Consider the following 19,262-nt stretch of genomic DNA (forward strand, 5'->3'; position numbering starts at 1 on the left):
TCGAATGCGCTGCAAATCCGCCCTTAATCTCGCATAATGGGCGAATTCCGCGACCCGGAAAAGTGCTGCGCTTTTGGGAGATCAAGCCATGAATCGCAAGCAACATTGGGAGCAGGTCTATACGGCCAAGCCATCTGACTCGATGAGTTGGTTTCAGGAACACGCCGATCTGTCGCTGCGGCTAATCCACAATACCGGGCTCGGTAAAGATGCGGCCATAATTGACGTGGGCGGGGGGGCATCCAGACTGGTGGATGATCTGGTGGCAGAGGGCTATGCCGACATAACCGTGCTTGATCTGTCAGCGACGGCGCTTGGTGTCGCAAGGCAGCGCTTAGGAAAACATGCAGATGTCGTACACTGGATGGAAGGCGACATTACTCGTGTGGAATTTCCTATCCACCGATTCGACATCTGGCATGACCGCGCCGTGTTCCATTTTTTGACCGATCCGGCTGACCGTCAGACTTATGTCGCACAGGTCATGCGTTCAGTTCGCCGGGGTGGGCATGTCATTGCGGCCACCTTTGCAGAGGATGGCCCGGGAAAATGCAGTGGCCTGCCCGTGATGAGATACCAGCCTGATGCGCTGCATGCGGAATTTGGAGGTGCATTCCTGCTGGTCGCGCATGAAAAGGAAGCGCATCACACTCCTTTCGGTACGGTGCAGCAGTTCGTATATTGCTATTGTCGCAAGGGCAATTGCTGACACGGTCCAATCAATCGTTGTCTGTTATTGGGGAATCTAAATGACGGCTATATCGGATTTCGTAATTCGCGGAATCCATCGAAAGGCATGTAAACATGCACCAGGATGAGCACGACAAGGACGAACCGCTGCGGCAGGACATCCGGCTGCTGGGGCGTATTCTGGGCGATACGCTACGCGACCAGGAAGGGCAGGGCGCCTATGAAATGGTGGAGCGCATCCGTCAATTGGCCATCCGCTTTCATCGCGACGACGATATAACGGCGCGGCAGGAACTCACGGCCTTGCTTGGTGGCCTCGATCATGTACAGACGATCCAGGTCGTGCGTGCCTTCAGCTATTTCTCTCATCTTGCCAATATCGCCGAAGATCAGCATCATCTGCGCCGTTCCCGCACCCACGCCATCGCCGGTTCGCCGCCGCACGAGGGCAGTTTCGATCATGCGCTGGTGCAGGCTTTGAGCGCGGGCGTTGATGGAGAAAGACTGCTGGCATTTTTTCGCAACTGCCAGATCGTTCCGGTGTTGACCGCCCATCCAACCGAGGTCCAGCGCAAGAGCATTCTCGATTGCGAGCGCAAGATTGCTTTCCTGCTTAACGAGCAGAACCAGATGCTGCTTACGCCGGAGGAGCACAGCGAAAACGAGGCGGCCATTCGCCGCGCCGTACTAACCTTGTGGCAGACCCGCATGCTGCGCTACACGCGCCTCGCGGTGATGGACGAGGTCGCCAATGCCTTGAGCTATTACGATGTCACGTTCCTCAGCCAGTTGCCGCGTCTGCACAATGCCATTGACGACAGGATTGCGCGGGCATTGCCCGGCGGCGCGGATGAACTGCCCGCCTTCCTGCGCCCTGGCTCATGGATTGGCGGCGATCGTGACGGCAATCCCTTCGTTACCGCGGACGTGCTAATCAACACCATGCGTATGCACAGCCGGCGCGCCCTGGCCTATTACCTGGAGCAGCTCAATCAACTGAGGGCGGGCCTGTCATCGACTTCCCGCCTGGTGAGTGTTTCGCAGGAACTGGAGCAACTGGCGGCCCGGTCGCCCGACCGCGCTGCGCATCGTGACGACGAACCCTATCGGCGCGCGATTTCCGGCATCCATGCAAGACTGGCGGCGACAGCCAAGGCTCTTGACATTTTGGAAGCGTCACAGCCGGCGATCGGTGCTGCGCCGCCTTACGAGTCGGTGGCGGAGTTCAGCGCCGATCTCGACACGATTCACGGTTCACTGGTCGAGCATCACTCCGTGTTGCTGACACGCGGCCGCCTGCGCCGCCTGCGTCGCGCCGTGGCGGTGTTTGGTTTCTATCTGGCGCCGCTCGATCTGCGCCAGAACTCGGACGTTCACGCCCGGACCGTGGCGGAACTGTTCGCCGCGGTGCGGCCTGACATCGATTACCTCGCGTTGGGCGAAGATGCCCGCATCGCGCTGCTGCTGGAAGAACTCGCCACGCCGCGCCCCCTGGTGTCGCCGTTTGTCGAGTATGGCGAGCAGACTGCCAGCGAACTGGCGATATTCAAGGCAGCACGCAACATCCTCGATATCTATGGCGCGGGTGCCATCGAGAACGTCATCATCGCCAAGACCGATGGTGTTTCCGACATGCTTGAACTGGCCCTGCTGCTGAAAGAGTCGGGGCTGCTGCTGCCGCGCGAACAGCAGCTTGCCGTCAATATCGTGCCCCTGTTCGAAACCATTGGTGATCTCTCCCGCTGCGGCGAAATCATGGAACGTCTGTTTTCCATTCCGCTGTACCGGCAGTGGCTGGCCTCGCGCGACCATGTCCAGGAGGTGATGCTGGGCTACTCGGACAGCAACAAGGATGGCGGTTTTGTTACCTCGGGCTGGAGCCTCTATAGCGCGGAGCGGGCGTTGATCGATATATTCAATCGACATGGCGTCAAGCTGCGCCTGTTCCATGGCCGCGGCGGCTCGGTCGGGCGCGGCGGCGGCCCCAGTTACGAGGCCATCCTGGCCCAACCGGCGGGCGCGGTGCAGGGGCGAATTCGCATCACGGAGCAGGGTGAGGTGATCGCTTCCAAATACGGCAACCCGGAACTCGGCCGTCACAATCTCGAAGTGCTGGTCGCTGCGACCATGACTGCCACGCTGCTGCCGCGTGTGCACGACGACCCCAGACCGGAGTTTGTCCATGCGATGGAGGAACTTTCGGCCACTGCCTACAGTAGCTATCGGTCAATGGTCTATGAGACAGCGGGCTTCGAACAATACTTCTGGGAATCCACTGTCATCTCCGAAATCGCCGAACTCAACATCGGCAGCCGCCCCGCGTCGCGCAAGAAATCGCGGGAGATTGAAGCCCTGCGCGCTATTCCGTGGGTATTCTCCTGGGCGCAGTGCCGCCTGATGCTGCCCGGCTGGTTCGGCTTCGGCACTGCGGTAACGGTCTATCGCGCCGCTCATGGCGCAGCCGGAATGGAACTGCTTGCCGTCATGTACCGCGACTGGGGATTTTTTCGCACCCTGCTTTCCAACATGGACATGGTGCTGGCCAAAAGCGACATCTGCATTGCCGAGCGCTACTCGCAACTGGTCAAGGATGAAACGCTGCGCAACGCGATCTTCCCGCGCCTCAAGGCCGAGCGGCAGGCGTCGGTCGATGCCCTGCTTGAGATCATGGGCCAGACTGAACTACTCGATGGCAACCCCTTGCTCAAGCGTTCCCTGCGCAACCGTTTTCCCTACCTCGACCCGCTCAACCACTTGCAGATCGAATTGCTGCAGCGGCACCGCAGCGGCGAGATTGACGGCCGCGTCCATAGTGCGCTACACCTGACCATCAATGGCGTTGCGGCGGGGCTGCGGAATAGCGGTTAAATATTGCACCTGGAGTTCCACCCCTTCAACTGCGACTTTCAGGTCAAGGTTATGCCTCGGTGATACGTGCTCGCACGCATTTATTTATCTCGCATCGCCGGGTAAATCGGGACACGACAATACAGCGCCTGAAACTGTTGCCATATGGTCCGATATATGGTGAGGCACTGTTCGCTCGCGGCAGCCAACGGATAAAGAATACAACCGAAGCTGGAAACATTTCTGAGGGACCGGAATTAATTATTTCGGAGTTCCTTGCCCAATATCCTGTATACCAGTCATTTCATGGGCATTAAGTTTTTCGAATCACTGGTCATCGACTTCTCCACCCGGGCAATGAGCGGGCGCTCAGAACATATGCTGGCCGCCGTTGATTGAAATATTCGCGCCATGGACAAAAGCCGCTTCGTCAGAGGCAAGATAAGCGACCAGTCCGGCAACCTCTTCCGGATTGCCAAGGCGCGATAGCGGAATCTGCGGCAGGATCTTGCTTTCAAGGATGTTCTGCGGAATCGCCTTAACCATCCTGGTGCCGATGTAGCCCGGCGAAACGGTATTAACGGTGACGCCTTTCGTTGCGACTTCCAGTGCCAGCGCCTTGGTAAAGCCGTGCATGCCCGCCTTCGACGCCGAATAGTTGGTCTGGCCGTAAGCCCCCTTCTGTCCGACAGCCGAAGAGATATTGATGACGCGGCCCCAACCACGCTCCACCATGCCGTCCATCACCTGCTTGGTCATGTTGAACACGGAGTAAAGATTGGTGCGAATGACGAGATCCCAATCCTCTGCTGTCATCTTCTTGAACGTCATGTCACGCGTGATGCCGGCGTTATTGACCAGCACATTCACGGGCCCCAAGTCGTTTTCTATCATGCCCACGCATTCGCGGCAGGAATTTAAATTGGCGACATCGCAGGGGTAAGCATTGAAACTATAACCTTGGTCGCGCATCGACTTCAGCCAGTCTTTGGCTTTCATGTTGCTTGGGCTAAAGGTCGTCACCACCCTGTTGCCAAGCGCCGCCAGCTTGATACATAACGCTTCGCCCAAGCCCCCCCCCATGCCACCAGTCACCAAGGCAATACATTGCATATTTCCTCCTTTGATAGATGAAAAATCCCCCCATATGAGCCACGCCATGGACGTGGCCCCACGTTTTTTGTGCGAGAGATGTTAATTATTGATTTTGGTTGCGGCAATACGTGTGCGCACGTATTCATTTGTGCCGTATCACCAAACAGATTATGAATCCTGACGGTGGAGTCCCTGGTGCGATTGGTTTCGATGCGAATGCTCCCGTTTCGCGGCCATGCAAAATCATGAGCGCCGTGCGCGGAAGCCTGGATAAGCTCGCTTTGACTTCCTTGCCCCTCGTTTTCAATACGGTAGACCAATCAACAATATCCAGCACTCGTGCCGGAATGGGCCTCTCGTAAATCGCTACCTTGCAAAGCCCGCCGGATTGTTAGGCTTTCAGCGCAGCAGCAGCGTCGCGCCTGTTGTGATGCGCGCTTGCGGCGCCTCGTGGGCCGTCCGCGCATCCGCAAGCCTGAAGCGCTGGTTGATGGCGACCTTTACCGCTCCGGAAGCAATAACGGCAAATAATTCGTCCGCGGCCTCCTGCAGCTCCCGGCTGTCGTGCTTGTCGTCAGCAGTCTCTGCCGTCCGTATAGAAACGTAATGGCGCTGGAATATGGATAGTTACTTGGTTCATGGCAGTATTGTCTCCTCTTCAAATTCGCTCTGACGGTTCAGTTGCCAGGCGCGTACATCCTCGATGTTCTGATTGCTGACAGAAATGATGAGGTAAGACCATTTCGGCCATGCCATCATCCGATCCGTTTCGGAAGGCCGTGCCGGGTAATCCGGATGGGAATGCCAGACGCCGATGATCTCCAATCCCGATGCGCAGGCTTCGTTGTTCGCCTTAAAAAAATCCTCCGGATCCAATTCATAACGGTCTGTAGCGCGTTCCTTGTTGAGATTTTTCGCCAATACGGCGCGCGTCGCTACAGCAATCCCATTTTTTTCCTCACCGATCAAAAGGCCACAGCTTTCTTTCGGGTAGCCCGAACGCGCCCACCCCTCCAACGAGGCCCGCACATCCTTGTTCAAGCTTAAGGTCACAAAACATCCCTTCTGCTTAGCGGTTTTCTTATAAAGATTGGACTCCCATTTGATGGGATGGTTCGCCATGCATTGGTCCCGAAATCAAGCTGCAAAAGCGACTAATCCGGTGAATTCAGCAGTCACAGATGAAAAACAAATGCTTGCCCAGCGATGCTGTGTCGACTTCTCCGATCGGCAGAAATCCGTGTTGACGCGGCGTGAATCCAGGCCACAATAAAAAGTCCCGACATGGTGGATATGGGATGGACAACAAGCATGCCCAAATCCTACATATTCATCAAGGTTATAGCGATGAAAGGAGAATTCATCATGTCCTTACGCATTAATGGCATTGCCCCCGACTATACCGCGCAGACGACACAGGGTCGCATCAACTTCCATGAGTGGATTGGCGACAGCTGGGCCATCCTGTTTTCGCATCCCAGGGACGGCGTTTCAGTCGCCAAGGAGATCGAGCTGAAGGACAAGTTCGAGAACATCGGTGCGCAGATGCTGAAGGAGGCCGCTTCGAAGACCTCCGACGTCGCCGGCGACGGCACCACCACGGCGAAGGTGCTGGCTCAGGCCATCGTCATGGAAGGCATGAAGCACGTTACCGCCGGCATGAACCCGATGGATATCAAGCGTGGCATCGACAAGGCCGTCGCCACAGTCGTCGACGAGCTCGGGAAGATGTCGAAGCCTTGTACCACGAGCAAGGAAATCGCCCAGGTTGGCGCCATTTCCGCCAACGCCGACACGGCGATCGGCAAGATCATCGCCGATGCCGTGGACAAGGTCGGCAAGGAAGGGGTTATTACCATCGAGGATGGCAAGAGCCTGGACAACGAGCTTGAACTCGTCGAGGGTATGCGAAGCAAGTCTGAAGGAGGGTGTGCTGTCGGAGTTCAAAACCCGCAAGATCGAAGTCCGAACGGCGTAATCGCCGCGCCGCGTCAGTTTGCCTGAATGGTCCGTTCATGGTGAGCCTTTCGTACCATGAGCGGACCTGACATGGAAGACCCTTTGACCAGCCTGTGCGGCGCAGTTGGATCGCACAGTTGGATCGAAGAGGTGCAGCGGCACCACAGCGGCGAAATCGACGATCGTGTACGCAGCGCGCTGCACCTGACCATCAATGGTGGTGCGGCGGGGCTGTGGAATAGCGGTTGAATATTGAGGGTGGGGTTCGAACAGTTAGTGCCTTGGCTGGCTCGCCAAATCCTGTTGCAGCCAATCTGCTTACCCATCCAGCAAGGGTAGGCATCGCCACGCTTGCTATTACCGCCCAATCCCGATAACTGCCGCTGTCGTCAGAATGACAACGATGGACGAAAGAAGAATGCCCTTGAATCTGCCGAATTGACTCATGGCGTGGGTGCAGACCGGATGGTTTCGATCAGACATCAAACACGGAAACGTCCGACCTTGCTTTTCAACCCTTGGGCTATGAATTCCAGTTGATTGGCTGTTTCCGCTGTGCCACGGATGGTCAAGGAAGTTTCTTCAACCATCTGGGCGATGGTTTCGACACGCTGAGCGATGGACGTACTCGCTACGCTCTGTTCCCGGGTGGCATCGGCCACTTCGCGGACGCGTCCCAGCGTTCGGCCGGCACCGGCTTCAATGGTGCGTAGGGAGTCGGAGACAGAACCAGCCAGCTCGACACCTTGCTCAACCTCTGGTAGCGCAGAGTTCATGGCCGAAACGGCCCCTATGGTGTCTTTTTGAATACCGACAATCATCTGTTCAATCTCAATAGTGGCCGACGACGTCCGTTCGGCGAGTTTGCGGACTTCATCTGCCACCACGGCAAAACCGCGCCCCTGCTCGCCGGCACGGGCAGCCTCGATAGCCGCATTGAGTGCCAGCAAATTGGTCTGTCCGGCAATGTTCTTGATAACGTTGGCGATTGAAGTAACCTGCATGGTCCGATCTTCCAGTTCGTGAATCTGCCGGGAAGCTTCGGCGACGGTCGTTGCGATTTTCTGGATGGCAACGGTCGCCTGTTCGACCCGCTGACTGCCTTCGCCGGCTTCCGTCATGGCGGCGAGTGAGTCCTGTTCGGTTTCGCTGGCGCTTTCGGAAATGTGGTTGGAACTGACCGTCAGCTCTTCGATAGCGGCTGCCATGGCGGATGTCGCATCGGCCTGCTGTTCCGCAGCAAGGCTGACTTCACGGGAGGCTACACTGATCTGTTCGGCATTCGTCACCACGTCGTTGGCGCCGCTATTGATTTCTTTGACCAACTCCCGCAAGGCAGTAACCATGGTGCCCAGGGCGGACATCAGCATCCCTGCTTCATCGTTGCTTCTAGCCTCGATTTCTTCAGTCAAATCGCCGCTGGCTACCCGTTGGGCGGCAACGATCGCCGTTGTTAGCGGTTGTAAGGTGCGTTGCCGCAAGCTGATTATGGTGGCCATCAGAATCGCTGCACTGATCACCGAAAGTATTGAGACAGTGATCTTGATGAAACGTGCTGCGGCCGATGTAAGGGGCGCGAAAAGTTCCGAATTCTCCAGAACGGCATTCATTCCTGGACGTAACTGTACGGCGAGTTCCTTTGGCATTGCTCCCGTCTTGGCTGGAAAGGCTGCGATTATCTTCTCCATTCCGTCGACATCCCTGATGTCTTTTTGCGGGAGATCAACCAATGGGCCAAAACCTAGTGCGCGAAATAGCAGCTGCTCGAATCCAAAAGTCTCGTTGTCGGCATCAACCGCTGTTTGTCGTGTCTGTTTCAATTGATCGGAGATGTTTTCGATACGAGTATTGCCCGCGTTATTAACTTCGTTCTCAACATTAGCGAGGGCCGCATCGATACGTAGCGCAAATTCCATGTGATTGCGCTCATGGAAATGGAAGTTCGCTGCTTTTCCCATGAGACGGACGCCATACAGCGATGTCACAATGACGACCGCGATGGTTCCAAGTGCAATCGAAAACCGTTTCCGCAGCGTCCAGCCACCTGCCGAAATATTTGAAACCATGTTATCCCCCAAAACGGATCGCAAGATCATCGAATGCTGTAGTTTTGGAGACTTGATTTCCGCGATTTGGGCCGTGTCGATGGCACCATCGCTTGTGGACACAGTCTGCACCTGCTCAGACAGGGAACTCAGTTGAACATTGACGCTGTCAACCTGCGGCGTCTTGTTGCCGCCCGCACCAGCCTTGCCGGCAGTACGACTTCCTGCCATGCCGTTGCTGGCAAGCGACTTGATGGAATTATCGATTTTCATGATTTTGCCTTTTACCTGTTTCCGTTGTCAGCACTTTATCGACGATTCTTTAGGCAACTTTAGGTCAGTTCTTTCAGCCCAATCTCGTTTTTCGCCGCTGACAACCTTTCGCCGGCGGTTTCTCGATGAGTTGGCCGGCGTGTTCATGCAAGTGCTCGAGATGGTGCAGGAAATGAAATGGCCGATAAGTAATATTTAACCGGCCGCTGATCTCAGCAGGATTTTCATCGGACGAATGTCCCTTCCTTTGGCTGGTTGCGGAAGTTCGGTGCTTCGATTCCCCGTTGCGGGAATACGAGGAACTCCGGACGCAAAGAATAAATCCGCTTCATATAGAAGGCTACTACGTCGTTGTCGTCATTGACATTGCAAGGTGTACCGCCCGCGACAAGTGCACCGCCCTCGCTCAAGCTCAGACTTTGGCAGCGTGGCCAATGGAATTGGCGGCTTGTAAATCGTTATTTTGCAAAGTCCGCCGGATTATTAGGCTTTCAGGGCAGCAACAGGGTCGCGCCGGTCGTGATGCGCGCTTGCAGCGCCTCATGGGCCGCCCGCGCATCCGCAAGCCTGAAGCGCTGGTTGATGGCCACTTTTACCGCTCCGGAAGCAATAACGGCAAATAATTGGTCCGCGGCCTCCTGCAGTTCCCGGCTGTCGTGCGTGTAATCGGCAAGGTTGGGTCGAGTCAGATAAAGCGAACCCTTCGCACTCAGAAGTGCGGGTTCAAAGGGTGGCACGGCGCCCGATGCATTGCCGAAGCTGACCATCAGGCCGCGCATGGCGAGACAATCCAGCGAGCCGAAAAAGGTGTCTTTGCCGATGCCGTCGTATACGACCGCTACGCCATGACCACCGGTAAGCTCGCGCACGCGTTTCACCCAATCGTCCTGGCGCGTATTCACAACGTGAGTGCAGCCGTACTCTTTCGCCAGCGCGACCTTGTCGTCGGAACCTACCGTGCCGATGACGACGGCACCCAGGTGCCGCGCCCACTGGCTGGCGATCAGTCCGACGCCGCCCGCGGCTGCATGCCACAGAATGGTCTGGCCGCGCTGCACGGCATAGGTGCGCTTCAACAGGTATTGAGCCGTCATGCCCTTGAGCATGGCCGCCGCGGCGATCTCGTCACTCATATGCGCCGGCAGCTTCACCAGGCGGTCGGCGGCGACATTGCTGGCTTCGGCGTAAGCGCCCAGTATCCCGCAATAGCCGACACGATCGCCGGGCTTCAGCGCAGCGACACCAGCGCCAAGCGCTTCCACGACGCCTGCCGCTTCCGTTCCCAGAATTGCAGGCAGCGGAATCTTGTACTGGCCGGAGCGATGATAAGTATCGATGAAATTGACGCCAATGGCTCCATGACGGACACGTACCTGGCCCGCTGTCGGCGGTGGCAGACTGACTTCTGCGTACTCCAGGACTTCGGGGCCGCCGGTCTTCGATATGCGGACGGCTTTCATGCGGCTACCCTCCTGCGACAGCGGGAATGATCGACAGCACGTCGCCGTCCTTGACTGTAGTCAGCAGTCCCTGCAGCATGCGCACATTCTGGCTGCCGAGGTAGAAATTGACGAACTGGCGTGGTTCGCCCCCGGGCGTAAGGATGCGATCCCTGATACCAGGATGGATCGCATTCAGCGCTGCAAGTACTTCGCCCACAGTGCTGCCCTGCACCCGGACTTCATCGCTGCCGTCCGTATAGAAACGTAATGGCGCTGGAATATGGATAATTATCTGGCTCATGGCAGTACTGTCTCCTCTTCAAATTCGCCTTGGCGGTTCCACAATAAAAAACCCTGGCGCATGGTGGATATGGGATGGACAACAAGCATACCCAAATCCAACATATGCATCAAGGTTATAGCGATGAAAGGAGGATTCATCATGTCCTTACGCATAAATGACATAGCACCAAACTTTACCACGCAGGCAACGCAGGACCTGCCCCATGACCACGGGGCGTAATCTCGGCGAGATACTGCGTATGCACGGATTCCATGCAACTCACGGTCAAGCACAAGGTTGCCACACCGGTGAACTGGAAACCGGGCGATGACGTGATCATCGTGCCGGCGGTATCGGACGAGGAGGCGAATCCAGTGACTTTTAAAGATCCTGGATTCCCGCCTTCGCGGGAATGACTGAAAGGAATCCCTGCGGGATGATCGACGGGAGTCGTCGTGGGATGACGTTTCTGAATTAACGTGCCTCAATACTGGCTGTGCAATATCGACGTCATCGCAGCGGAACCTCTCAACTTGAATCGTCCCCGACCTGCACCAGACCCATTTCGATGCGGACCGGGAAGGTGGCCACCGGCTCATAGGCGGGGGGCGTCAGCGCCGCCCCGGTGACGAGGGAGAAGCGCGCGCCGTGAAGGGGGCAGATGATCTCCAGCCCATCAGTCTCGCCATCGGACAGGGTCCCGGCCTGATGCGTGCACTCGTCCGCGATGGCGTAGTAGTTGCCGTCGATGTTGAATACCGCCACCGGCGTTCCTCCGACATCCACGGCGCGGCAAGTACCGGGCAGGAACTCGGCCTGCTCGGCAACAATTATCCATTTGGTCATATCAGAGCATCCCCAATTCAAGGCGCGCCGCCTCGTCCATCATGTCTTGCGACCAGGGCGGTTCCCACACCAGTTCGACCTCAACACTGTGAACGCCTTCCACCTGTCCCACGGTAGTGGCCACAGTGTCGGGAAAGGTCGCCGCCACAGGACAACCGGGCGCGGTCAGGGTCATGTGGATGTTGACGTCGCCGCTGTTCTGATCGATGTCCAGCGCATAAACGAGACCGAGGTCGTAGATGTTGACCGGAATCTCCGGATCGAACACGGTGCGTAGCGCGGCGATGACCCTGGTTTCCAGTAAGTCATCAGATGTCCGCTTACCGCTGCGATTCAGCCAGTCCAGTACTTTCATAAATTGTCCTCCGTGGTCACAATGCCGCTTTGGTCGCGCAACGCGGCGCTCAAGGTGTGCCAGGCCAGCGTGGCGCACTTCACCCGGGACGGGAATTCCCGCACGCCGCCAAGCACTTCGAGTTTGCCCAATGTTGCGGCAGCCGGCGCTGTTTCTCCGGTCACCAGGGCGTGAAAGGCGGCGAACATGGCCTCCGCTTCGGCTTCCGTTTTGCCTTTCAGCGCTTCTGTCATGAGCGAGGCGGCGGCGGTAGAAATGGCGCAGCCTTCGCCTTCGAACCCGAGGTCGCGAATGACGCCGTCGTCCATCTTGAGGTAGACCGTCAGCTTGTCGCCGCATAGGGGATTGTAACCCTCGGCGCGATGGTTGGCCTGATCCAGCCTGCCGAAATTGCGCGGGTGGCGGCTGTGGTCGATGATGACCTCCTGATACAGGTCGCGCAGGTCGCTCATAATTGTTCCTCTGCCGGGCCGCCCGCATTAACGCAAGGGAAATATGAGCATACTCTCCCATCCTCCCGCGCCTTTGGGACGGGGGAATTGGCGAAAAATTGCGAGCGAAGCGAGCCTGATAATCGCCTCCCCCGCGAGGGGGAGGATGGGAGGGGGCGGGCGTTTCTGCTGCCTTTCCGGCCAAGAAACGAAGTCCACCATCGAAGCCACTTCTGTTTGTTTCTGGCTTGGGTCATGTAAACACCTCGCGTACCTTGGCCAGCGCGGCGAACAGCGCATCGACTTCATGCCGCGTGTTGTACAGCGCGAACGAAGCGCGCACCGTGGCCGGCACGCCGAAATGCACCATTACCGGCATGGCGCAATGGTGGCCGCTGCGTACCGCCACGCCTTCGAGGTCGAGGATGGTGCCGACATCGTGCGCATGCACGCCGTCGAGGACGAAGGAGAGAATGCCCGTCTTGTCGGCCGCGGTGCCGATCAGGCGCAGACCGGGTATTGCAGTCGCCAACCCGGTGGCATAGGCGAGCAGGTCGTGCTCGTGGGCCGCGACGTGTTCCAGCCCCAGCGCATCGAGATAGGCCATGGCGGCGCCGAGCGCGATGCCGCCGGCGATATTGGGCGTGCCGGCCTCGAATTTGTAGGGCAGGTCGTTGTAGGTGGTCCTGGCGAAAGTGACCTGCTTGATCATGTCGCCGCCGCCTTGCCAGGGCGGCATGGCGTTGAGCAGTGCCGCCTTGCCATAGAGCACGCCGATGCCGGTGGGGCCGTAGATCTTGTGCCCCGAAAAGGCGTAGAAATCGCAATCGAGATCCTGCACGTCCACCTTGAGATGCGGCACGGCCTGGGCGCCATCGACCAGCACCACGGCGCCGCTGGCATGCGCCTGGGCGATCAGGCGCTTGACCGGGTTGATCGTTCCCAGTGCATTCGATAGATGGGTTATGGCGACCAGCCTGGTGCGCCGGCCGAGCCGGTGCTCGAATGCATCCGGCATCAGCTCGCCGCGGTCGTCGATCGGCACCACGCGCAATGCCGCACCGCTGCGTTCACACAGCAGTTGCCAGGGCACGATATTGGAATGGTGTTCCATCGCCGTGATCAGGATTTCGTCACCCGGTTGCAGGCGCTGGCCGTAGCTCGCCGCTACCAGGTTGATGGCTTCGGTAGTGCCGCGCACGAACACGATTTCTTCGCGCCGTGCGGCATTGAGAAAGCGCTGGATGTAGTCGCGCGCGGCTTCGTAGGCGTCGGTAGCCTCCTGGCTCAGGCGATGCAGGCCGCGATGGATGTTGGCGTTGTACTCCTCGTAGTAGTGCGACTCGCAGTCGATGACGCTGCGCGGTTTCTGGCTGGTGGCGGCGTTGTCGAGATAGACCAGCGGCTTGTCATACACGCGGCGGCCGAGAATGGGGAAATCGCGCCGCACCCGTTCCACGTCAAAGGGCGGCGCAGCCTGCAGCATTGTAGATGGATCATTCATGACAGCATCCCGCTTGATTGCGGCAGCCGCTCGCGCAGCAAGCGCTCGAGTTTGGCACGCAGTGGTGCCAGGGCGACGCGGTTAGTCAACTCGGCGGCGAAGGCATAAGTCAGCAGAGCGCGCGCCGCCGCATCGTCCATACCGCGCGAGCGCAGATAAAAAATCTGATTGTCATCGAGCTGGCCCACTGTGGCACCGTGGCTGCACTTGACGTCGTCGGCCCAGATTTCGAGCTGGGGCTTGGTGTCGACCTCGGCCTGCTCTGACAGCAGCAGGTTGTGGTTGGTCTGCAATGCGTCGCTGTGCTGCGCGCCGGGATGGACGATCACCTTGCCATTGAACACGGCGCGCGCTGCGCCGGAGAGCACGCCCTTGTAGAACTCGCGGCTGGTGCCGCGTGGCCGGTTGTGGTTGATGCTGGTGTGGTGATCGACATGCTGGCGGCCGTCGCCCATGTACAGTCCGGCGAGCGAGCATTCGGCGCCTTCACCGTCGAGCGCGACGCTGATGTCGATGCGCGCCAGCGCGCCGCCGAAGGCATACGAAGCAGAGACGAAATGGCTGTCCTGCGACAGACAGGCGTTGGTCGCGGCAATATGAAAGGCCTTGGCGCTTTCTTCCTGCAGTTTGTGGTGCTCGATGCTGGCGCCGCGTCCGGCTACGATATCGGTCGCGATATTGGTGAAATACCTGGGCGCACCCAGCGCGACGTGATGCTCGACGATGCAGGCGCGGCTGTTCGCCTCGGCTACGACGAAGTTGCGCACATGAGTGGCCAAATTGTCCTGTGTGGCGACAAACAGCAAATGCAGCGGCGCATCGAGCACCGTGTCTTGCGCCAGATACAGATAGCTGCCGTCAATCATGCAGGCGGCATTGAGCGCGGCAAAGCCGGACGAGTAGTCGCGGCTTTGCCGCGCGAGCAGGGTGTGCAGGGTTTCCGGTTCGCGCGCCAGCAGGTCGGCAATGCTGGCAATAGTGATGCCCATGGGCAAGGCATTGATGCGCGAAAGCGTTGGCATGTGGCGGCCATCGACGAAGACCAGCAACTGTGCCTCGGGCAAGGCCAGGGCTTCGATCTGCTGTGTCGTCCCACGGGGATTTCCTTTGGTCATGACCGGCGGCGTGACATCAGACAGCAGCGAAAAACGGCCCTGTTCGATGCGCGCGACGCTGGTGTATTTCCAGTCCTCGTCGCGCAGCGTCGGAAAGCCGCGGGTGTGGAACTCCTCCATGGCTTCCGTGCGGATGCCGGCAAGCCAAGGCAAGCGTGAGCCGGGCAGGGCGGCCTTGGCGCGGCTGAACTCGTCCAGGTAATGGCCGGTTGCAGTGACATTCATGGCGCGGCTCCTATCCGGCTGTCCTTGTCGGCATCAACCCAGCCATAGCCATGCTGTTCCAGTTCCAGTGCGAGGCCAGGTCCGCCCGACAGGGCGATGCGGCCCTGCGACAAGACATGCACCCGATCCGGCACGATGTAGTTGAGCAGGCGCTGGTAATGCGTCACCAGGATGATGGCGCGATCCGGGCTGCGCATGCTCTGTATGCCATCGGCAACCACCTTGAGGGCGTCGATGTCGAGGCCGGAGTCGGTTTCGTCGAGGATCGCGAGCCGCGGTTGCATCACCGCCATTTGCAGGATCTCGTTGCGTTTCTTCTCGCCGCCGGAGAAGCCCTGATTCACCGGGCGATAGAGCAATGCTTCATCCATGCCCATGAATTCGAGCTTGTCCCGGACCAGGGCCAGGAAATCCACGGCATCCAGTTCCGCTTCGCCACGATGCTTGCGCAGCGCATTCAAGGCGGCCTTGAGCAGATAGATGTTGGCCACGCCGGGAATTTCCACCGGATACTGGAAAGCGAGAAAGACGCCTTCGCGGGCGCGCTCTTCGGGCGCCAGAGTGAGCAGGTCGTGGCCCAGATAGCGCACTTCGCCCGCGGTCACGACATAGTTGTCGCGGCCCGCCAGAACCTGGGCCAGGGTGCTTTTGCCGGAGCCGTTGGGTCCCATCACGGCATGCACCTCGCCGGCCTTTACCGTGAGATCGATGCCGCGCAGGATGGGTTTGTTGTCGATGCTGACGTGAAGGTTCCTGATCTCAAGCATGATTTACCTCGTTATCCGATACTGCCTTCCAGGCTGACGCCGAGCAGCTTCTGCGCTTCGACGGCGAATTCCATCGGCAGTTCCTTGAAGACTTCCTTGCAGAAGCCGTTCACGATCATGGTCACCGCGTCCTCGGCGGAGATGCCGCGGCTCTGGCAGTAGAACAACTGGTCCTCTCCGATGCGCGAGGTGGTGGCCTCGTGCTCGACGCGGGCAGTGGGGTTCTTCACCTCGATATAGGGGAAGGTATGCGCCGCGCATTTATTACCCAGCAGCAGCGAGTCGCACTGCGAGTAGTTGCGTGCGCCAGCGGCGCTCTTTGCCACTTTCACCAGTCCGCGATAGGCGTTGTGGCCGTGGCCGGCCGAGATGCCCTTGGAGATGATGGTGCTCTTCGTGTTGCGGCCGAGATGGATCATCTTGGTGCCGGTGTCGGCCTGCTGGTAGTTGTTGGTCAGCGCCACCGAGCGGAACTCGCCCACCGCGTTGTCGCCCTGCAGAATTACGCTGGGATATTTCCAGGTGATCGCCGAGCCGGTTTCCACTTGTGTCCACGAGATTTTCGAATTGGCGCCGCGGCAATCGCCGCGCTTGGTGACGAAGTTGTAGATGCCGCCTTTGCCCTCCTTGTCGCCGGGATACCAGTTCTGCACCGTCGCGTACTTGATCTGCGCACCCTCCAGCGCGATCAGTTCCACCACCGCAGCATGCAACTGGTTTTCATCGCGCATCGGCGCGGTGCAGCCTTCGAGATAGCTCACGTAGCTGCCCTTGTCGGCGATGATCAGCGTGCGCTCGAACTGTCCGGTGTTCTGCGCATTGATGCGGAAATAGGTCGACAGCTCCATCGGGCAGCGCACGCCGGGCGGGATGTAGCAGAATGATCCGTCGGAAAATACTGCCGAGTTGAGCGTGGCGAAATAGTTGTCGGTGTAGGGCACTACCGAACCGAGGTATTGCCGCACCAGTTCCGCATGCTCCTGCACGGCTTCGGAGAAGGAGCAGAAAATGATGCCGAGCGCGCCGAGCTTATCCTTGAAAGTGGTGGCCACCGAAACGCTGTCGAACACCGCATCCACCGCGACGCCGGCGAGCAATTCGCGCTCCTTCAGCGGCACGCCGAGTTTTTCGTAAGTGCGCAACAGTTCGGGATCGACTTCAGCGAGGCTCTTCGGCCCGTCCTTGTTCGACCTGGGAGCGGAGTAGTAGGAAATGTCCTGATAAGCGATCGGCGGATGCCGCACTGTCGACCAGTTCGGCTCGCTCGTGGTGAGCCAGTGGCGATAGGCCTTGAGCCGCCATTCCAGCATGAACTCCGGCTCATTCTTCTTGGCCGAAATCAGGCGCACCGCGTCTTCGCTGAGTCCGCGCGGCATGGTATCGGTTTCCAGCGTGGTGAAGAAGCCCTGCTGGTAATCCTGGCTGATGAATTCGTCGAGATTGAAATTGCCCATTTGCCTTTCCTCGCTTATCGGCGTCCGCCAGGCGACCGGTTCATGTCGGCCAGCGTTACCCCATCCAGAGTTTGGCGAATCACGTTGTTGAGTTGGCGCCAGTTGTTACGTATCGAGCATCCGGCTTCCCGAGCGCACAAATCTTTCCCCACCACGCATTCGGTGACGCCGAGCGGACCTTCCATGGCGTCGATCACTTCGGCGATGGAGATCTGTTCCGGGGGGCGCGCCAGCAGGTAACCGCCATTTGTTCCCCGCCGCGACTGCACCAGCCCACGCCGCGCCAGTATCTTCAGAATCTTGCTGGCGGAAGGTGCCGCTATCCCGAGTGCCGCGGCCATCCGGGCCACGCTGTAAATATCTTCAGGTTTCTTCGCCATGTAGGACAGGATCACGGTGCTGTAGTCGGTCAGTTTGCTCAGTCGCAACATAAGTAATAACTCCTTGGTCTCAATATAGACCTATTTTGGTCCAATATAGTTCCGCTTGATGCTGAAGCGACCTATAGTGGGAAATGTCAATACGCCATGGAAGGCTTCCCATGCGCTGCGGAATAATGCTGTTGCTGACAGGGTTACTGTGGCCCAACTGCGCCTGGGCCAAGGCCGCAACGGTGCTTGTCCTCGTCATCAACGGAGCGATCGGTCCGGCGACGGCGGATTACGTCCATCGCGGCCTGGCGCGCGCCGCTGGGGCGCAAGCGCAACTGGTGGTGCTGGAGATGGATACGCCGGGCGGACTCGATACCTCGATGCGCGACATCATCCAGGACATTATTGCCGCGCCGATTCCGGTGGCGACCTATGTTGCCCAAGTGGGGCGCGTGCCGCCAGCGCCGGCACCTATATCCTCTATGCCAGCCATATCGCCGCCATGGCGCCAGCCACCAACCTGGGCGCGGCGACGCCGATCCAGATCGGCGGCATGCCCGATGTGGTGGGCAAGAGCAAGGATGAAAAAGCGGACAAAAAGAAACCTGACGGAAAATCAGATGCAGATGGCGCGAAGTCCGATGACAATGAACCACTCGACCTGTCCAGCACCCTGGCGCGCAAACAGGTACACGATGCCGCAGCCTATATTCGCAGTTTGGCGCAGATGCGCGGCCGCAATGCCGAATGGGCGGAGCGCGCCGTGCTCGACGCGGCCAGCCTCTCTGCCGCGGAAGCGCTCAAGTTGAACGTGATCAATCTGATCGCCGCTGACGTACCGGATCTGCTGAAGCAGTTGAACGGGCGCAAGATCGTCGCAGCAGGCAGGGAACACAAGCTCGACACCGGCTCGGCGACAGTCGAGACGTTGGCGCAGGACTGGCGCACCAGATTCCTGTCCATCATCACCGAACCCAGCATCGCCTACATACTGCTGCTGGTCGGGCTCTATGCAATCGTGTTTGAACTGACCAACCCGGGCCTGATGTTGCCCGGCGTCGCCGGCACGATCTGCATACTGATTGCGCTATATGCGTTCCACCTGCTACCAGTGAACTACGCCGGGCTGGCATTGATCGTACTGGGTATTGGCTTCATGGTGGCGGAAGTGTTTTTCCCTGTTTATGGGTCGCTCGCCATCGGTGGGGTGATCGCTTTCGTGATCGGATCGGTGATATTGATCGATACCGATGCGGTGGCTCATGGCATCCCTTGGGGGCTGATTGGCGGATTCGCCGCGGCAAGCCTCGGCTTACTGGCGACCATGGTCGGCATGGCGCTCAAGGCGCGGCGACTGCCGGTGGTGAGTGGACGCGAAGAACTGATCGGCAGTATCGGCGAGGTAGTGGAAGATTGCGCCGGCAACGGTTGGGCACGTATTCACGGCGAAGTCTGGCGGATACGCAGTCATGTTCCACTCAAGGCAGACCAGCGGGTACGCGTGGTGCGGATGCTCGACCTGGTGCTTGAGGTGGTTCCGGAATCTGATTGAATGACGCA

General features: G+C 58.6%; 19 protein-coding genes and 1 pseudogene. 6 read left to right on the top strand and 14 right to left on the bottom strand.

Annotated features, from left to right (window positions below; all coding sequences use genetic code 11):
• The first annotated feature begins 88 nt into the window (after positions 1-88).
• On the top strand, positions 89-709 hold the full coding sequence (locus K5E80_RS01670) for a class I SAM-dependent methyltransferase (protein ID WP_220634522.1): 621 nt from the start codon (positions 89-91) through the stop codon (positions 707-709).
• 95 nt (positions 710-804) lie between these two features.
• Positions 805-3,558 (top strand): phosphoenolpyruvate carboxylase, encoded by a 2,754-nt coding sequence (gene ppc / locus K5E80_RS01675; protein WP_220634523.1) that lies wholly within the window; start codon positions 805-807, stop codon positions 3,556-3,558.
• A gap of 348 nt (positions 3,559-3,906) precedes the next feature.
• Here ppc and phbB read toward each other — a convergent pair whose 3' ends face one another.
• The 3 genes from phbB to K5E80_RS01690 all read right to left on the bottom strand — a co-directional run bounded on the left by phbB (position 3,907) and on the right by K5E80_RS01690 (position 5,754).
• The gene (phbB, locus tag K5E80_RS01680) at positions 3,907-4,650 is read right to left on the bottom strand and encodes an acetoacetyl-CoA reductase (protein ID WP_220634524.1); all 744 of its coding nucleotides are present in this window, start codon (positions 4,648-4,650) and stop codon (positions 3,907-3,909) included.
• A 381-nt stretch (positions 4,651-5,031) separates the two neighbouring features.
• A complete protein-coding gene (locus K5E80_RS17070) occupies positions 5,032-5,253 on the bottom strand; it encodes a zinc-binding dehydrogenase (protein ID WP_220637194.1) in 222 nt (73 codons plus the stop codon).
• 15 nt (positions 5,254-5,268) lie between these two features.
• Positions 5,269-5,754 carry a M67 family metallopeptidase gene (locus tag K5E80_RS01690; RefSeq protein ID WP_220634525.1) on the bottom strand — a complete coding sequence of 162 codons (486 nt, stop codon included), beginning with the start codon at positions 5,752-5,754 and terminating at the stop codon, positions 5,269-5,271.
• A gap of 357 nt (positions 5,755-6,111) precedes the next feature.
• Here K5E80_RS01690 and K5E80_RS01695 point away from each other — a divergent pair.
• Both K5E80_RS01695 and K5E80_RS01700 read left to right on the top strand, forming a co-directional pair.
• Positions 6,112-6,543: pseudogene (locus K5E80_RS01695) on the top strand (TCP-1/cpn60 chaperonin family protein); the annotation flags it as partial.
• A 138-nt stretch (positions 6,544-6,681) separates the two neighbouring features.
• The gene (locus K5E80_RS01700) at positions 6,682-6,840 is read left to right on the top strand and encodes a hypothetical protein (RefSeq protein ID WP_220634526.1); all 159 of its coding nucleotides are present in this window, start codon (positions 6,682-6,684) and stop codon (positions 6,838-6,840) included.
• A 233-nt stretch (positions 6,841-7,073) separates the two neighbouring features.
• Here the strand turns inward: K5E80_RS01700 and K5E80_RS01705 are convergent, their stop codons facing one another.
• The 3 genes from K5E80_RS01705 to K5E80_RS01715 all read right to left on the bottom strand — a co-directional run bounded on the left by K5E80_RS01705 (position 7,074) and on the right by K5E80_RS01715 (position 10,652).
• On the bottom strand, positions 7,074-8,909 hold the full coding sequence (locus K5E80_RS01705) for a methyl-accepting chemotaxis protein (protein WP_220634527.1): 1,836 nt from the start codon (positions 8,907-8,909) through the stop codon (positions 7,074-7,076).
• A gap of 491 nt (positions 8,910-9,400) precedes the next feature.
• Positions 9,401-10,369 (bottom strand): quinone oxidoreductase family protein, encoded by a 969-nt coding sequence (locus K5E80_RS01710; RefSeq protein WP_220634528.1) that lies wholly within the window; start codon positions 10,367-10,369, stop codon positions 9,401-9,403.
• A 4-nt stretch (positions 10,370-10,373) separates the two neighbouring features.
• Entirely contained in the window at positions 10,374-10,652 is a 279-nt protein-coding gene (locus K5E80_RS01715) for a MoaD/ThiS family protein (RefSeq protein WP_220634529.1), read from the bottom strand.
• A 254-nt stretch (positions 10,653-10,906) separates the two neighbouring features.
• Between K5E80_RS01715 and K5E80_RS17075 the strand changes: the two genes are divergently transcribed.
• Positions 10,907-11,050 carry a hypothetical protein gene (locus tag K5E80_RS17075; RefSeq protein WP_246590829.1) on the top strand — a complete coding sequence of 48 codons (144 nt, stop codon included), beginning with the start codon at positions 10,907-10,909 and terminating at the stop codon, positions 11,048-11,050.
• 112 nt (positions 11,051-11,162) lie between these two features.
• Here K5E80_RS17075 and K5E80_RS01725 read toward each other — a convergent pair whose 3' ends face one another.
• The 8 genes from K5E80_RS01725 to K5E80_RS01760 form a co-directional block, all read right to left on the bottom strand.
• Positions 11,163-11,480 (bottom strand): non-heme iron oxygenase ferredoxin subunit, encoded by a 318-nt coding sequence (locus K5E80_RS01725; protein WP_220634530.1) that lies wholly within the window; start codon positions 11,478-11,480, stop codon positions 11,163-11,165.
• Between the two features lies 1 nt (position 11,481).
• Positions 11,482-11,835 (bottom strand): SUF system Fe-S cluster assembly protein, encoded by a 354-nt coding sequence (locus K5E80_RS01730; protein WP_220634531.1) that lies wholly within the window; start codon positions 11,833-11,835, stop codon positions 11,482-11,484.
• On the bottom strand, positions 11,832-12,287 hold the full coding sequence (gene sufU / locus K5E80_RS01735) for a Fe-S cluster assembly sulfur transfer protein SufU (RefSeq protein ID WP_220634532.1): 456 nt from the start codon (positions 12,285-12,287) through the stop codon (positions 11,832-11,834). The genes K5E80_RS01730 and sufU overlap by 4 nt, the downstream gene beginning before the upstream one ends.
• 232 nt (positions 12,288-12,519) lie before the next feature.
• Entirely contained in the window at positions 12,520-13,770 is a 1,251-nt protein-coding gene (locus K5E80_RS01740; RefSeq protein ID WP_246590830.1) for a cysteine desulfurase, read from the bottom strand.
• Entirely contained in the window at positions 13,767-15,110 is a 1,344-nt protein-coding gene (gene sufD / locus K5E80_RS01745; RefSeq protein ID WP_220634533.1) for a Fe-S cluster assembly protein SufD, read from the bottom strand. The genes K5E80_RS01740 and sufD overlap by 4 nt, the downstream gene beginning before the upstream one ends.
• Complete coding sequence (gene sufC / locus K5E80_RS01750) at positions 15,107-15,877, bottom strand: Fe-S cluster assembly ATPase SufC (protein ID WP_220634534.1); 771 nt, start codon at positions 15,875-15,877, stop codon at positions 15,107-15,109. The genes sufD and sufC overlap by 4 nt, the downstream gene beginning before the upstream one ends.
• Before the next feature lie 11 nt (positions 15,878-15,888).
• Positions 15,889-17,331, bottom strand: a complete 1,443-nt coding sequence (sufB, locus tag K5E80_RS01755; protein WP_220634535.1) for a Fe-S cluster assembly protein SufB — start codon at positions 17,329-17,331, stop codon at positions 15,889-15,891.
• 14 nt (positions 17,332-17,345) lie between these two features.
• On the bottom strand, positions 17,346-17,762 hold the full coding sequence (locus K5E80_RS01760; protein WP_220634536.1) for an SUF system Fe-S cluster assembly regulator: 417 nt from the start codon (positions 17,760-17,762) through the stop codon (positions 17,346-17,348).
• 442 nt (positions 17,763-18,204) lie between these two features.
• Here K5E80_RS01760 and K5E80_RS01765 point away from each other — a divergent pair, with 442 nt between their 5' ends.
• Entirely contained in the window at positions 18,205-19,254 is a 1,050-nt protein-coding gene (locus K5E80_RS01765) for an NfeD family protein (protein WP_246590831.1), read from the top strand.
• The last annotated feature ends 8 nt before the right edge of the window (positions 19,255-19,262 follow it).

Origin of the sequence: Georgfuchsia toluolica (assembly GCF_907163265.1) — a bacterium.
In the GTDB taxonomy this organism is placed as follows: Bacteria; Pseudomonadota; Gammaproteobacteria; order Burkholderiales; family Rhodocyclaceae; genus Georgfuchsia; species Georgfuchsia toluolica.